Raw genomic sequence first — 15,772 nt, 5'->3', positions numbered from 1 at the left:
GGAAGGAGAACCGATGGCAGGGGAGGAGCTTCCCGTTGAGTGCTGACGATTCGCGCCCCGTCCACGTGCGCAGGCAGGGCCTCGATCCGGCCGACGAACTGCTCGCGGCGGGACCGCTGACGAGAGTCACCGTCGGATCCGGAGCAGACGCCGAGACCCGCTGGATGGCGACCACGCACGCCGTCGTCCGACAGGTGATGGGCGATCACAAGAGGTTCAGCACACGACGGCGCTGGGACCGGCGCGACGGGATCGGCGGGGAGGGCCACTTCCGGCCGCGTGAGCTGGTGGGCAACCTGATGGACTACGACCCGCCGGAGCACACCCGGATGCGGCAGAAGCTGACGCCCGGCTTCACGCTGCGCAAGATGCGGCGTCTGCAGCCCTCCATCGAACAGCTCGTGACCGAGCGTCTCGACGCCATGGAGCAGGCGGGATCCCCCGCGGACCTCATCGAGTTCGTCGCCGACGAGGTGCCAGGGGCCGTGCTGTGCGAACTGATCGGCGTGCCCCGGGACGACCGTGCCATGTTCATGCAGCTGTGCCACGGGCACCTCGACGCCTCGCGCAGCCAGAAGAGGCGGGCGGCGGCCGGCGAGGCGTTCTCCCGCTACCTGCTGGCGATGATCGCCAGGGAACGGAAGGATCCGGGCGAGGGGCTGATCGGAGCCGTCGTCGCCGAACACGGCGACGCGGCAACGGACGAGGAGCTCAGGGGCTTCTGCGTCCAGGTGATGCTGGCCGGCGACGACAACATCTCCGGAATGATCGGGCTGGGTGTGCTGGCGCTGCTGCGGCACCCCGAGCAGATCGCCGCGTTCCGGGGGGACGAGCGGTCGGCGCAACGGGCCGTCGACGAGCTGATCCGCTACCTGACCGTCACCTACTCCCCGACACCCCGCATCGCCATGGAGGACGTCACCCTCGGGGACCAGGTGGTCAAGAGGGGCGAGAGCGTCATCTGCTCGCTTCCGGCGGCCAACCGTGACCCCGCTCTGACACCGGATCCCGAACGCCTCGACGTCACGCGCGAGCCCGTCCCGCACGTGGCGTTCGGGCACGGCGTCCATCACTGCCTGGGCGCCGCTCTGGCCCGCCTCGAACTGCGGACGGTCTACACCGCTCTGTGGCGGCGGTTTCCCGGGCTGCGACTCGCCGACCCCGCCCAGGAGGACATGTTCCGCCTGACCACCCCCGCGTACGGACTGACGGAGCTGATGGTCGCTTGGTGATCGTCTGGGACGACCGCTGTGACCGGTGACGCAAACGACCACACAGGAGCAGGCATGAACCAAATCCGATGGATCGCGTCCTACCCCAAGGCCGGAAACACGTGGCTGAGGTGCATGCTGGCCGCCTACATCACGGGACAGGCACCGAAGGTCTGGAACGACGTGTACGCCACGACCCCCGTGCTGGAGGGGATGCTGCGGCACGGCGATCTGCCGCCGGCGGAACCGGCCGAACCGGTGCTGCTGAAGACACACCTCAGGGCCGATGTACCGGTGCTGGACGTGCTGAGGAAGTCCACCGGCAAGGTGCTCTACCTCGTACGCAACCCGAGGGACATCCTGCTCAGCTCGCTGCGCATGGCCGCGATCCCCGCCGACGACCTGGAGCGAAGCCGCGCCTTCGTCCGCGAGTTCATCGCCACGGAGGGCCATCAGATGGCGGCACTCTCGCCGGGGGTCGGCATCGGGTCGTGGCCGCAGAACGTGCGCAGCTGGACCGAGTCGCCGAGCGACCGCTTCCCGAACGCGGACCTGCTGACGGTGCGTTACGAGGACCTGCGGGCCGATCCGGTGGCACGGCTCACCGAGATCATGGAATTCCTCGCCCTCGGCGAGCCCGTCGAGACCGGGAACGTCCGCCGCGCGGTGGAGGCCAGCACCCTGGAACGCATGCGTGCACTGGAGCAGGAGAGCGCGCGGGTGGGCGGCGGAACATCACCCACCGGCCAGGAGGCCGGCGGCGACGGCCCGAAATTCGTGGGCGAGGGACGGTACGGGCACCGTTCACTGTCCTTCCTGGGCGAGGAGATCGAGTCCGCCTACCAGGAACTGCTGCATGGCGACTCTGCATACGCTCATTACGCGAAGCAGTACGGGTACGCCGACTGACCGGCCGTCCCCGAAATGCCGGTCCCAGCCAGTGAAGGAGATTCCATTCGTATGGGGCAGGGAATGGGCCGCGTCGCACCACTCCTACGAGAGCCGCCGAACTTCAAGGTGAGAACGGACTGCGATCCGCATACGGACAACTTCGAACTCAGAGCGCACGGCCCGCTGTTCCGGATCACCGGGGAGGCGTCCGAGCAGCTGGGCAGGGACTATGTCTGGCAGGCCTTCGGGTACGACGTCGTGCGCCGGATACTGGGCGACCACGAGAATTTCACGACCCGGCCCCGGTTCACCCAGGGGGAGTCGGCAAAACGCGTCGAGCCACAGTTCGTCGGGCAGATATCGACGTACGATCCGCCCGAGCACACGCGCCTGCGGAAGATGCTGACACCGGAGTTCACGGTCCGGCGTATACGCAAGATGGAGCCCCAGATCCAAGGCCTCATCGACGACCGGCTCGACCTGATGGAGACCGCGGGACCGCCCGCGGACATCCAGCGGGACTTCGCCGATCCGATCGGCGCGGGTGTCCTGTGCGAGCTGCTCGGCATCCCGCGGGACGACCGGCGTGAGTTCGTCCGGCGGCTGCGGCGCAACGTCGATCTGAGCCGCGGGCTCAAGGCGAGGGCCGCCGACAGCGCGGCGTTCAACCGGTACCTGGACAACCTGATCACCCGGCAGCGGAAGGACCCGGGCGAGGGGCTCCTCGGCATGGTCGTGAAAGGGCACGGAGACAACATCACGGACGAGGAGTTGAAGGGCCTGTGCATGGCGCTGATCCTCGGTGGTGTCGAGACCGTCGCGGGGATGATCGGGTTCGGGGTCGTCGCGCTCCTTGACCATCCCGACCAGATACCGATGCTTTTCGCGAGCCGTGAGAAGGCCGATCTCGTAGTCACCGAACTGGTGCGGTACCTGTCGCCCGTGCAGGGCCCGAATCCCCGCCTGGCCATCAACGACGTGGTCATCGACGGACAGTTGATCAAGTCGGGGGACTATGTGCTGTGTTCCGTTCTCATGGCCAACCGGGACGAGGCGCTGACACCGCACCCCAACGTCCTCGACGCGAACCGTGCACCTGTCTCGGACGTCGGATTCGGACACGGCATCCACTACTGCGTGGGCGCGGCACTGGCCAGGGCAATGCTGCGGATCTCCTACCAGTCCCTCTGGCGCCGCTTCCCCGCGCTGCGGCTGGCAGTGCCCATGGGAGAAGTGACATACCGAAACGCGTTCGTCGACTGCCCGGACCGGGTGCCGGTCACCTGGTAGCGACGAGCGAGCGGCGCACGCTCACAGAACTGGCCGCGACACATTCACCCGCAACACAGGAAACGGTGGCGAGATGTCGGTCGAAGAATTCGATGTAGTGGTGGCCGGCGGCGGGCCGGGCGGCTCGACCGTGGCCACACTCGTGGCCATGCAGGGCCATCGGGTGCTGCTGCTGGAAAAAGAGAACTTCCCCCGGTACCAGATCGGCGAGTCGCTGCTGCCCGCCACGGTCCACGGCGTGTGCCGGATGCTCGGCGTCTCCGACGAACTGGCCGCCGCCGGCTTCCCCGTCAAGCGGGGCGGCACGTTCCGCTGGGGCGCCCGCCCCGAACCGTGGACGTTCCACTTCGGCCTCTCCGCCCGGATGGCCGGCTCGACGTCGTACGCCTATCAGGTCGAGCGGGCACGATTCGACGAGATCTTGCTGAACAACGCCAAGCGCAGGTCAGTGGTCGTACGGGAGGGGTGCGCGGTCACCGATGTCGTGGAGGACGGCGATCGCGTCACCGGTCTGCGCTACACCGGCCCCGACGGCAGCGAGCGTCAGGTGACGGCACGCTTCGTGGTCGACGCGTCGGGCAACAAGAGCCGCCTGTACGCCAACGTCGGCGGCGCCCGGAACTACTCCGAGTTCTTCCGCAGCCTGGCCCTGTTCGGATACTTCGAAGGCGGAAAGCGGCTGCCCGAGCCGGTCTCCGGCAACATCCTGAGCGTGGCCTTCGACAGCGGCTGGTTCTGGTACATCCCGCTGAGCCCCACGCTGACCAGCGTCGGCGCGGTCGTACGCAGGGAGGACGCCGACAAGGTCCAGGGAGACCGGGAGAAAGCGTTCAACTCCCTGATCGCCGAGTGCCCGATGATCTCGGAATACCTGTCGGACGCGACCCGGGTGACGACCGGCACGTACGGGGAACTGCGGATCCGCAAGGACTACTCATATCAGCAGACGCACTTCTGGCGGCCGGGGATGATCCTGGTCGGCGACGCCGCGTGCTTCGTGGATCCGGTGTTCTCCTCCGGTGTACATCTGGCGACCTACAGCGGCCTGCTCGCCGCCCGGTCGATCAACAGCGTCCTCGCGGGCGAACTCGACGAGAAGACGGTACTGACCGAGTTCGAGGCACGGTATCGCCGCGAGTACCAGGTGTTCTACGAGTTCCTCATGTCGTTCTACCAAATGAACGTGAACGAGGACTCGTACTTCTGGCAGGCCAAAAAGGTGACGAACAGCCAGACCACCACCGACATCGAATCGTTCGTGGAGCTGATCGGCGGAGTGTCGTCCGGCGAGACGGCGCTGACGACGGCGGACCGGATAGCCGAGCGCAGCGCCGAGTTCGCCGCGGCCGTCGACCAGATGGCAGGCGGCGACCAGGAGAACATGGTGCCGATGTTCAAGTCACAGGTGGTCAGGCAGGCCATGCAGGAGGCAGGCCAGGTGCAGATGAAGGCGCTGCTCGGCGCCGACGCCGAACCCGAGCTGCCGCTGTTCCCCGGCGGGCTCGTGACCTCGCCCGACGGAATGACATGGCAGCCGCATCGACCGGCGTGAGACCTCCGCGCTCCGGACAGTCCACCGGTCCTCGAAACCCTACGAACAGGGGGCGCGAAATGCGCGTGTTGCTGTCGACGTACGGCAGCCGCGGAGACGTCGAACCGCTGGCGGCACTGGCGGCCGGGTTGCGGGAGCTCGGCGTGCAGGCACGGGTGTGCGCACCGCCCGACTGCGCGGAACGGCTGGCCGAGGTCGGTGTGGAGCATGTGACCCTCGGCCCGTCGGCGCGCGCGCCCAGACACGGAACCGCCCCGCCGACGCCCGAGGACATGCTCAGGTTCTCGGCCGAGGCGATCGCCACGCAGTTCGACCGACTCCCGGAAGCCGCCCAGGGGTGTGACGCGGTGGTGACGACCGGACTGCTGCCCGTCGCGATCGGCGTGCGGTCGGTCGCCGAGAAGCTGGACATCCCCTACATCTACGCCTTCCACTGCCCGATCTACGTGCCGTCGCCGTACTACCCGCCGCCGCCGCCCCTCGGCGAGCCGCCCGCACGGGACGCGGCCGGCATCGGAGCGCTGTGGGACCGCAACAACCGCAGCGCCCATCAGCGGTACGGCGGCCCGCTCAACGAGCACAGGGACGCGATCGGCCTGCCACCGGTCAAGGACATCTTCGCCTTCGGCTACACCGACCACCCCTGGCTGGCGACGGACGCGGTCCTGGCCCCGCTGCAGCCCACGAAGCTCGACGCCGTGCAGACCGGCGCGTGGATCCTGCCGGACCAACGGCCCCTCCCGGCGGAGCTGGAGGCGTTCCTGGACGCCGGGTCACCACCGGTGTACGTGGGTTTCGGCAGCCTGCGCGCGCCCGCGGACGCCGTCCGGGTGGCCGTCCAGGCGGTCCGGGCCCATGGCCGCCGGGTGATCCTCTCCCGCGGATGGGCCGATCTGATCCCGCCCGACGACCGGGAGGACTGCTTCACCGTCGCAGAGGTGAACCAGCAGGTGCTCTTCGGCCGCGTGGCCGCCGTCATCCACCACGGCGGCGCGGGCACGACGCACGTGGCCGCGCGGGCAGGCGCCCCCCAAATCGTCCTGCCCCAGATCGCGGACCAGCCCTACTACGCCGGCCGGGTGGCCGAGCTGGGCATCGGGGTGGCCCATGACGGTCCGGCCCCGACGTTCGCCTCCCTGACGGCCGCGCTCGCAACAGCCCTCGACCCGGCAACCCGCACGCGGGCGGCGGCCACGGCCGGCACGATCCGCGGCGACGGGACCACAGTGGCCGCCCGGCTGCTGCTCGCCGCGGCCGGCCGGGACAAGCCGGCTGTGCCCGCATGAACCACACCGGTCCGTCCAGTACTCATGCGTTGCTGAGCGGCAACGCCGTCCATAGATTGGCTGCCATGTCTCGCGGCTCCGACCGGACCCGGCTACTGGTGATATCCCCTCATCTGGACGACGCGGTCCTGTCCTTCGGGGCCGGTCTCGCCCAAGGGTCACAGGACGGTGCACGGGTGACCGTCTTCACGGTGTTCGCCGGCACCGCGTCACCTCCCTACTCCCCGGCGGCGCAGCGCCTGCACGGAATCTGGGGCATCTCGCCGGACCAGGACGCATCGCTGTGCCGCAGACAAGAAGACATCGCCGCGCTCGGCCACTTGGGGGCCGGCCACCGGCACGGCCGTTTCCTCGAGGCCCTCTACCGCAAGTCGCCGGACGGCCGATGGCTGGCAGACAACGTGCCGGGCCGGCAGAAAGTGGCGATCGACAGGCGATCGTCACAGGGCGATCCGGATCTGTTTTGGGCGGTGAAGGCCGACATCGAGTCGGCGGCCGACGAGTGCGCTCCGACGCTGATCGTCACCAGCGCGGCCGCCAACGGTCATGTCGACAACGTCATCGCACGGGACGCCGCGCTGTTCACGGCGCACGAGCGGGGCGTTCCGGTGCGGCTGTGGGAAGACCTTCCGCACGCGGTCTTCGGGTTGGGCGACGTCGAGCTGCCGAGGGGATTTCGTCTCGGCCCGCCCGAGTTCAGCTGTGTCGGGACAACGACGCGGGAGCGGAAATTCGAAGCCCTGAAACGCTATCCGTCGCAGATGTCGATGCTCAACGGGCCCGGCAAGGACGTGTTCGCCCAGCTGGACAAGCACGCTCGGGACAGCTCACCACACGGCGGATACGGCGAGAAGACCTGGCCCGTTGCCCGTCACACGTCGACCAGGAGGTTGGCCTCATGAGTGATCAGCTGGAGCACGGCCCGGTCCGGACGACTCGCGCGGACACTCTGCTGGCCGCCGTGGGTGAGCGAGGCGTCCTGCGCAGCTTCTACGACGAGGACATCGGGTCCGATCTGATGCAGGACGCGGACGGCCTCTCGGAAGCGCAGGTGATGGGCGCCCGCATCCGCTCCGCGTTGGGACCGGTCCTCGAACTCGCCGCCGGAACGGGCCGGCTGACCTTCCCCTTCCTGACGCTCGGGTTCGAGGTGACCGCGCTCGAGCTGTCGACCGCGATGGCCGCCACCCTCCGGCGGCAGCTGGAGAACGGGCCGGCGGATCTCCGGGACCGGTGCACCGTGGTACAAGGCGACATGAGCGCCTTCGCGCTGGATCAGCGCTTCGGGGCCGTGGTCATCAGCTACGGCTCGATCAACCTCCTGGACGACACCGGTAGGCGTGGCCTGTACGCGTCGGTTCGTGACCACCTCGAACCCGGCGGGACATTCCTGATCAGCATGGCCGACACGGGCGGGTCGCAGTCGCTCGAGCGCGACCAGGAGCTGTCGGGCCGCAGCGGCCGACGGTACGTGTTGCACGTGCGGCGATCGCCGGCGGAAGCGATCCAGGACATCACCGTATACCCCGCCGACGACACCTCGGACCCCTTCGTCGTCTGCACGAGCCGCCTGCGGCTCCTGGAGCCGCAGCAGGTGGTACGGGAACTGGAACAGGCCGGATTCGACGTGCTGGAGCCGGCTCCGTTCAGGTCCGCCGGGGGCAGCGGCCGCCCTGACGCGTTGCTGCTGGAGGCGTCATGGAAGACCGGTCCCGCATGAGCGATGGAGCCCGGATCAGGTGAGGCGCGCGGTGATGAGTGCGGCGAGCCGGGAGACGGCCTCCTCGATGAGCTCCGGTGTGAGCAGGCTGATCGACAGCCTCAGCTGGCTGAACCCGTCCCTGCCGCCGTAGAAGTGGTGCATCGGGGTGAACAGGACGCCGTAGTCGCCGGCGGCCTGCTGCAGCAACGCGTCGTCGACGACGAAGGGCACGGTGACGGTGACGAAGAACCCGCCCTTCGGCGTGTTCCAGCTGACCCCGGGACAGCCGCCGAGCCTGCGGGTGAGCTCGCCCAGCGTGTGCTCGAGGTTGCGTTGGTAGATGGCGATTTCCCTGGCATTGGCCTTGAGCAGACTGAAGTCGTTGAGCAGGAGCTTTCCTGCGATCACCGCTTGCGCCACGGGCGAGGTGTTCACCGTGAGCATGCCCTTGAGCTTCGAGAGCTGGTCGGCGAGCAGGCCGCCCCCGGCCACGTACTGATCCGCCACGACGTAGCCGACCCGGGCCCCGGGCATGCCGGTCTTGGCGAAGGAGCCGACGTAGACCACGCTTCCCGACCGGTCGAGCGCCTTCAGCGTGGGAGGACGCTCGGATCCGAAGATCCCGTACGCGTTGTCCTCCAGCAGGAGGATGCCGCCCGCCTCGGCGGCCTCCAGGAGCCGGTGGCGGGAGGGCACGTCCATGCTGGTACCCGTGGGATTGGCGAAGTTGGGCGTCACGTAGCAGGCCCGGACGCGCTTGCCCTGCTCGCCTGCGAGCTTCAGCTGGAGGGCGAGGTCCTCGGGGTCGATGCCGTTCTCGGTGGACCGGACCGGCCAGACGGGCATGTCGCACAGCAGCGCGGCCCCGGTCAGGCCGACGTAGGTGGGGGCGGGGGCCAGGAGCACGTCCCGCTCGTCTGCCCGCAGCGTGCGGAGAACCAGGAACATGGCCTCCTGCGCGCCCACGGTCACGACCACGGACTCGGGGTCGGCGTCGATGTCCTCGTCCTCGGCGAGGTTGCGGGCGACGAGATCGGTGATGACGCCCTTCGTGGTGCCGTACTGGAAGAGCGTGCGGGTGATCTCCGCCTCGCCCAGCTTCCGGTCGTTTCGGAGATGGTCGCAGTAGGCGTCGATGTACTCGTGGATGAGGCGCACGTCGAAAAACTCTTCGTACGGGCGACCTGCCGCCATGGAAATTGCCGCAGGATATGTGCCGGTCAGCTCATTGAGCAGGTTCATCGACGAGATGGCCGGATCGGTGAGCGAGCCGTGCAGAGATTCCATGCTCAAGCGAGTGGACAGACCGTATGAATCCATGAATGCTAGGGTTTTTCATGGGCGGTCGAGGTGTCAAGCAGCCCACGTGGACGCGAATCCATGGCGTTTCTCACTGATTTGCGCTGAGCGTGTCCGACTTTATGGACGTCTATAGCCGCTCTTCCGGATGCTCGATATCCGAAGGTACGGTCACACGTATGCCACAGCACCTGGGTGAAGGCACAACCGTCGCGGGCAAACGAAAACTCCGCCGCGCAGTGGACGTGCGGCGGACGGGGGAGGACCGGCATGCTGATGACAACGCAGAACGGGATCCGGTTGTCCTATCACGACCACGGCCACGGCCACGGCCACGCTTCGCCCGTCCTGTTGCTGACCGGCACCGGGGCGCCGAGCTCGGTGTGGGACCTGCACCAGGTGCCCGCGCTCCGTGCCGCCGGATTCCGCGTGATCACCATGGACAACCGCGGGATCCCGCCCAGCGACGACGGCACGGACGGATTCACCATCGACGACCTCGTCGCGGACGTGGCCGCCCTGATCGAGCACCTCGGCGTGGCCCCGTGCCGCGTGGTCGGCACCTCGATGGGCTCATACATCGCGCAGGAGCTGGCACTTGCCCGCCCCGAACTGCTGGACTCGGCCGTGCTGATGGCGGCCTGCGGCAGGAGCAGCCTCGTCCAGCGGTTCCTGGCGGAGGCCGAAGCGGAGCTGATCGAACGCGGCACCGAGCTGCCCCACAGGTACCTCGCCGCCGTCCGCGCCATGTGCAACCTGGGGCCCGCCACGCTCACCGACGACGACCTCACCGCCGACTGGCTCGACCTGCTCGAGGCGTCAGGCACGGCAGGACCGGGAGTCCGCACTCAGCTGCTGGTCAGCGCGTTACCCGACCGCACCCAGGCCTACCGCGCGATCAAAGTGCCCTGCCACGTCATCTCCTTCGAGCACGACCTCGTGGCGCCGCCGGCCGCCGGACGGGAACTGGCCGCCGCGATACCCGGCGCAACGCACCGCACGATTCCCGGGTGCGGGCACTTCGGCTACCTGGAGAACCCGGAAGCGGTGAATCGCGAGCTGATCCGGTTCCTGCGCGCCGAGCCCGCGCGATGCGAGGAGACCGCATGACACCCCTTGACTCAGCCCGCGACCACCGGCCGCATCGCGCACAGCACCCCGCCGACACGATCACGGACGCACGCGCAAAAGCCGCGGAGGAGCGAATATGACCGGCGCGATCGTGCTGCCCTCCACGGCGCCCGCACTCTTCGAGGCAACCGCCGCGGCGATGCCCGACCGGCCGGCCGCGGCGATGGGCGACACCACACTGACCTACGCCGAACTGAACGCGCAGGCCAACCTCCTCGCGCGCCGGCTCATCGAGCACCACGCCGGCCCGGAACGACTCGTCGCCACGGTGATGCCGCGATCGATCGAATTCGTCATCGCCGTCCTGGCCGTGCACAAGGCCGGCGCCGCCTACGTGCCCGTCAACCCGGACTATCCGCAGGCACGCAGGCAGCAGATACTCGACGACGCGTCACCACACTGCGTGCTGTCCCTGCCAGGACAGGAAGTGGCCGGCGCCCCCCTCGCCCTGAGCGTGGAACAGCAGCCCCACCGGTCCGCGCCGAACCCGGCCGACCACGACCGGCCCGGCGCCCTGCTCCCCGACCACCCCGCGTACGTCATCTACACCTCGGGCTCGACCGGACGGCCCAAAGGCGTACTGGTCACCCACCGCGGCATCCCGAACCTGGCTGCCGACTACGTGCGCCGCCAACGGCTGCAGCCCGACAGCAGACTGCTGGCGTTCGCGTCACCCAGCTTCGACGCCTCCGTCGCCGAGTTCTGGCCGATCTGGCTGGCCGGCGGCTGCCTGGTGCTGGCTCCCGCGGCGGACCTGGTCCCCGGCGAGCCGCTCGCCCGGCTGGTACGCGAGCAGAGCATCACCCACGTCACCCTGCCGCCCTCCGCACTGGCGCCGCTGGAGGAAGCCGGCGGCCTGCCCGCAGGACTGACCCTCCTGGTCGCGGGCGAGGCATGCCCGGCACCAGTCGCGAAACGCTGGGCCGGCGACCGCGTGATGATCAACGCGTACGGCCCGACCGAGACCACCGTCGCGGTGACCGCAAGCGAACCACTGACCGGCGACGGAACCCCACCGATCGGCAGGCCGATCACCGGCGTTTGCACCCACGTCCTGGACGACCGGCTACAGGCCGTCCCCGACGGAGACGTGGGCGAGCTGTACGTGAGCGGCCCCGGCCTCGCCCGCGGCTACCTCAACCGGCCGGCGCAGACCGCCCAGCGGTTCCTGCCGGACCCCTTCGGCACACCGGGCCACCGTATGTACCGCACCGGCGACCGCGTACGGGCCCGCCCGGACGGCCAGCTCGTCTTCGTCGGCCGCGCCGACGACCAGCTGAAGGTCCGTGGCCACCGCATCGAGCCGGGCGAGGTCGAGGCCGCCCTGTTCGAAGCGGACGGGGTGGCCCAGGCAGTGGCGGTCGAGCACGACAACAGACTGGTCGCCTATGTGGTCGCCACGGCGGGCGCGCCGGTGACGGCCGAACACCTCCTGGCACAGCTGCGCGAACGGCTGCCCGCCTACCTGGTACCCGACGTCGTCGTCGCCCTGCCACGGCTGCCGACATCGCCGAACGGCAAAATCGACCGCGCCGCCCTGCCCGACCCCGAGGACGCCGAACGCGCGACATCGGGGCGAGCGCCGAACACACCCACGGAGATCCACCTGGCCACGCTGTTCGCCGAAGTACTCGGCGTCAGCAGCATCGGCGTCGAGGACAGCTTCTTCGAGGTCGGCGGCCACTCGCTGCTCGCGACTCGGCTGGTGGCCCGCATCCGCGAGAGCCTGCACGTCCGGCTGCGGGTACAGGCCTTCTTCAAAGCACCGACCGTCGCCCAACTCGCCAAGGTACTCGACGGCTCACCGACGTGACCTGGAGACCATCCATGCGGACGAAGAAGACCGTCGACGGCACCGACCTCGGCGACCCCGACCTGTACACGACGCTCGACCGGCACCCCCGCTGGCGGGCGCTCGCCGAGCAGGACGCGATGGTCTGGAGCGAACCAGGCAGTTCACCCACCGGCTTCTGGTCCGTGTTCTCGCACCGGGCATGCGCCGCGGTCCTCGCGCCCTCCGCACCCTTCACCTCCGAGTACGGGATGATGATCGGCTTCGACCGCGACCACCCGGACACCTCGGGCGGCCGGATGATGGTGGTCTCCGAGCAGCAGCAGCATCGCAGGTTGCGCAGACTGGTCGGACCGCTGCTCTCCAGAGCGGCCGCGCACAAACTGGTGGAACGGGTACGGACAGAAGTGAGCGGCGTGCTCGACCAGGCGCTCGACGGCGGCGTGTGCGACGTGGCCCCGGCGATCGGCTCCCGCGTCCCCGCAGCCATCGTCTGCGACGTCCTCGGCGTACCGGCCGAGGACCAGGACATGCTCATCGAGCTGACCCACCACGCGTTCGGCGGCGCGGACGAGATGTTCGACGGGATGACGCCGCGGCAGGCACACACCGAGATCCTCGTCTACTTCTACGAGCTGATCACCGCCCGCCGCGGGCACTCCGGCACCGACCTCGTCAGCACACTGGTGGCCGACGACAGCCTCACCATCGACGATGTGCTGCTCAACTGCGACAACGTACTGATCGGCGGCAACGAGACCACCCGGCACGCGATCACCGGTGCGGTGCACGCGCTCGCCACGGTGCCCGGCCTGCTCAGCGGCCTCAACGACAAGAGCGCCGACGTCGACACCGTCGTGGAGGAGGTGCTGCGCTGGACCTCACCGGCGATGCACGTGCTCCGGGTGACGACCGGCGAAGTCACGGTCAACGGCCGTCTCCTGCCCCCGGACACGCCGGTGGTCGCCTGGCTGCCCGCCGCGAACAGGGACCCCGCCGAGTTCGACGACCCCGACGCGTTCCACCCCGGGCGAAAACCCAACCGGCACATCACGTTCGGCCACGGGGTGCACCACTGCCTCGGCTCCGCACTCGCCCGCATTGAACTGTCGGTCGTGTTGCGCGCGCTGGCCGAACGCGTGTCCCAGGTGGAATTGGTGAAGGAACCCACCTGGTTGCGCGCGATAGCCGTACAGGGGTACCGGGAGCTCCCGGTGCGGTTCACCGGGCGCTGACCCCTGTCATTTCACGGACAGCAGCTCAGCAACAGGCGACCCGGACGGCAAACGAGGCGCGGGCGGTGCATGTCCAACCATTGCCCATGACGCCTGCGCCCGGGAGACGTCAAGCTGACACCGTTGATACGAAATTGACTCGCAGTCATGCTGTGAATAGGCATCTGTCCGATTCATGGAGGAAGTCTTGAACACTGTGCAGAATTTCGAGATCGAGTACGTGGAAATATATGTCGGGAATCTCGAGGAAGCCGCGTTCGGCTGGGTGGACCAATACGCATTCGCCGTCGCCGCAACGAGCCGCTCGGCGGACCACCGGAGCGTCACCCTGCGCCAGGGGCCCATCAAACTGGTCCTCACCGAGCCGACGTCGGATCGCCACCCGGCCACGGCCTACCTCCAGACACACGGCGACGGCGTGGCCGATGTCGCCCTGCGTACGCCGGACGTCGCCGCCGCCTTCGAGGCTGCCGTGCAGGGCGGCGCGGTCGCCCTCCGCGAGCCCGCACAGACCGACGGAACACAGCCGGACACACCGGCCGTCACGGCCGCCATCGTCGGCTTCGGCGACGTGGTGCACACCCTGGTCCAAAGCGACCCGACCACCGCACCGCCGCACGCCGACGCCGAACGCGGGACCGACGCGGAGCTGCTCGGGATCGACCACTTCGCGATCTGCCTGAGCGGGGGCGACCTCGGCCCCACCGTGCGCTTCTACGAGCGGGCACTGGGGTTCCGGCAGATCTTCGAGGAGCACATCGTGGTCGGCGCCCAGGCGATGAACTCCATCGTCGTACAGAGCGCGTCGGGAGCGGTCACCCTCACGCTGATCGAGCCCGACGCGAGCGCCGACCCGGGCCAGATCGACGACTTCCTCAAGGAGCACCACGGAGCCGGCGTCCAGCACATCGCCTTCACCAGCAAGGACGCGATCCGCTCGGTCCAGGCGCTGTCCCGGCGCGGAGTGGAGTTCCTGAAGACGCCGGCGACCTACTACGACATGCTCGGCGAACGGATCGCGCTGGAGACGCACAAACTGGACGATCTGCGCGCGACGAACGTGCTCGCCGACGAGGACCACGGCGGCCAGATGTTCCAGATCTTCACCGCTTCGACCCACCCGCGACGGACGATCTTCTTCGAGATCATCGAGCGACAGGGCGCCGAAACCTTCGGCAGCTCCAACATCAAGGCCCTCTACGAGGCCGTGGAGCTGGAGCGGACCGGGCAGAGCGAACCCGGTCCCGTTCAACGATGACGCACCTCCACCTGGCAGAGTTCGAACGCGCCGCCCGGGACGCCCTCCCCCGCCACATCTGGGACTTCCTCGCCGGGGGCAGCGGCACCGAAACATCACTGATCGCCAACCGCACCGCCCTCGAGCGGATCTTCGTGATACCCCGGATGCTGCGTGACCTGACCGACAACAGCACGGCGGCCGACGTCCTCGGCCACCCCGCCGACATGCCCGTCGCAGTCGCCCCCATCGCCTACCAGCAGCTGTTCCACCCCGAAGGCGAGCTCGCAGCAGCCCGCGCGGCCCGCGACGCCGGCGTGCCCTACACCATCTGCACCCTCAGCAGCGTTCCCCTCGAAGAAATCGCCGCCGTCGGCGGCCGGCCCTGGTTCCAGCTGTACTGGCTGCGCGACCAGAAACGATCCCTGGAACTGGTACGCAGAGCGGAGGACTCCGGCTGCGAAGCGATCGTGTTCACCGTCGACGTGCCATGGATGGCCCGCCGATTACGTGACATGCGCAACGGCTTCGCACTGCCCCCGTGGGTGACAGCCGCCAACCTCCAGTCACCCGCCGCCGCGCACCGCCGTATCCGAGGGGCTTCGGCCATCGCCGACCACACCGCGCGCGAGTTCGCCCCCGCCAACTGGGACTCCGTGGCAGCAGTGTGCGCACGCACGAACCTGCCGGTGGTACTCAAAGGAATCCTCGCTGCCGAAGACGCCCGCCGCGCCGTCGAAACAGGCGTCAGCGGCGTCGTGGTCTCCAACCACGGAGGCCGTCAACTCGACGGTGCCGTACCCGCAATCGAGGTGCTGTCCGAGATCGCCGCAGCGGTCGCCGACGGCTGTCAGGTGCTGCTGGACGGAGGAATCCGCAGCGGCCAAGACATCCTCAAGGCGCTCGCCCTCGGCGCATCAGCCGTGCTGGTCGGACGGCCCATGATGTGGGGCCTGGCCACAGCGGGCCAGGACGGCGCTCGAGAGGTACTCGAACTGCTCGCCGTCGAACTCCGCGACGCGATGGGCCTGGCGGGCTGCGAATCCGTGCACGACGCCGGCCGCCTGAGCACCCGAAGACCCCGGTACGACTGACACCCCCCGAACCGGGCCGACACCGCCCCCCGCGAAAACTCCCCCCCCGCGA

The 15,772-nt window shown here is 68.8% G+C and carries 13 protein-coding genes; 12 read left to right on the top strand and 1 reads right to left on the bottom strand.

Annotated elements, in window-relative coordinates:
* The first annotated feature begins 35 nt into the window (after positions 1 to 35).
* The 7 genes from DMH12_RS09995 (at position 36) to mpaM (ending at position 7,950) form a co-directional block, all read left to right on the top strand.
* On the top strand, positions 36 to 1,232 hold the full coding sequence (locus tag DMH12_RS09995) for a cytochrome P450 (RefSeq protein ID WP_125491211.1): 1,197 nt from the start codon (positions 36 to 38) through the stop codon (positions 1,230 to 1,232).
* A gap of 54 nt (positions 1,233 to 1,286) precedes the next feature.
* Positions 1,287 to 2,120 (top strand): sulfotransferase domain-containing protein, encoded by an 834-nt coding sequence (locus DMH12_RS09990; RefSeq protein ID WP_125491210.1) that lies wholly within the window; start codon positions 1,287 to 1,289, stop codon positions 2,118 to 2,120.
* 51 nt (positions 2,121 to 2,171) lie between these two features.
* Positions 2,172 to 3,392: a cytochrome P450 gene (locus DMH12_RS09985; RefSeq protein WP_125491209.1), complete on the top strand. Its 1,221-nt coding sequence runs from the start codon at positions 2,172 to 2,174 to the stop codon at positions 3,390 to 3,392.
* A 73-nt stretch (positions 3,393 to 3,465) separates the two neighbouring features.
* Complete coding sequence (locus DMH12_RS09980) at positions 3,466 to 4,944, top strand: tryptophan 7-halogenase (protein ID WP_125491208.1); 1,479 nt, start codon at positions 3,466 to 3,468, stop codon at positions 4,942 to 4,944.
* Positions 4,945 to 5,003: 59 nt separating this feature from the next.
* Complete coding sequence (locus DMH12_RS09975) at positions 5,004 to 6,230, top strand: glycosyltransferase (protein ID WP_125491207.1); 1,227 nt, start codon at positions 5,004 to 5,006, stop codon at positions 6,228 to 6,230.
* On the top strand, positions 6,227 to 7,132 hold the full coding sequence (locus DMH12_RS09970) for a PIG-L deacetylase family protein (RefSeq protein WP_221763118.1): 906 nt from the start codon (positions 6,227 to 6,229) through the stop codon (positions 7,130 to 7,132). Before DMH12_RS09975 ends, DMH12_RS09970 begins: the two co-directional genes overlap by 4 nt.
* Positions 7,129 to 7,950 carry a daptide-type RiPP biosynthesis methyltransferase gene (mpaM, locus tag DMH12_RS09965; RefSeq protein WP_125491206.1) on the top strand — a complete coding sequence of 274 codons (822 nt, stop codon included), beginning with the start codon at positions 7,129 to 7,131 and terminating at the stop codon, positions 7,948 to 7,950. Before DMH12_RS09970 ends, mpaM begins: the two co-directional genes overlap by 4 nt.
* Positions 7,951 to 7,965: 15 nt before the next feature.
* On the opposite strand, the gene DMH12_RS09960 is transcribed toward mpaM, so the two are convergent.
* Entirely contained in the window at positions 7,966 to 9,219 is a 1,254-nt protein-coding gene (locus DMH12_RS09960) for a PLP-dependent aminotransferase family protein (protein WP_260474157.1), read from the bottom strand.
* Between the two features lie 282 nt (positions 9,220 to 9,501).
* On the opposite strand from DMH12_RS09960, the gene DMH12_RS09955 reads away from it, so the two are divergent.
* From DMH12_RS09955 to DMH12_RS09935, 5 genes are all read left to right on the top strand, one after another.
* Positions 9,502 to 10,341: an alpha/beta fold hydrolase gene (locus DMH12_RS09955; protein WP_125491204.1), complete on the top strand. Its 840-nt coding sequence runs from the start codon at positions 9,502 to 9,504 to the stop codon at positions 10,339 to 10,341.
* Between the two features lie 97 nt (positions 10,342 to 10,438).
* Positions 10,439 to 12,175: an amino acid adenylation domain-containing protein gene (locus DMH12_RS09950; protein WP_125491203.1), complete on the top strand. Its 1,737-nt coding sequence runs from the start codon at positions 10,439 to 10,441 to the stop codon at positions 12,173 to 12,175.
* A 14-nt stretch (positions 12,176 to 12,189) separates the two neighbouring features.
* Positions 12,190 to 13,389 carry a cytochrome P450 gene (locus tag DMH12_RS09945; protein ID WP_125491202.1) on the top strand — a complete coding sequence of 400 codons (1,200 nt, stop codon included), beginning with the start codon at positions 12,190 to 12,192 and terminating at the stop codon, positions 13,387 to 13,389.
* Between the two features lie 196 nt (positions 13,390 to 13,585).
* Positions 13,586 to 14,647: a 4-hydroxyphenylpyruvate dioxygenase gene (hppD, locus tag DMH12_RS09940; RefSeq protein ID WP_260474160.1), complete on the top strand. Its 1,062-nt coding sequence runs from the start codon at positions 13,586 to 13,588 to the stop codon at positions 14,645 to 14,647.
* The gene (locus DMH12_RS09935) at positions 14,644 to 15,720 is read left to right on the top strand and encodes an alpha-hydroxy acid oxidase (protein WP_125491200.1); all 1,077 of its coding nucleotides are present in this window, start codon (positions 14,644 to 14,646) and stop codon (positions 15,718 to 15,720) included. The genes hppD and DMH12_RS09935 overlap by 4 nt, the downstream gene beginning before the upstream one ends.
* The last annotated feature ends 52 nt before the right edge of the window (positions 15,721 to 15,772 follow it).

The organism is Streptomyces sp. WAC 04229, from assembly GCF_003947455.1.
Classification (GTDB): domain Bacteria; phylum Actinomycetota; class Actinomycetes; order Streptomycetales; family Streptomycetaceae; genus Streptomyces.
The sequence above is the reverse complement of the archived record's forward strand: the minus strand, read 5'-3'. Positions and strand labels throughout refer to the sequence as shown.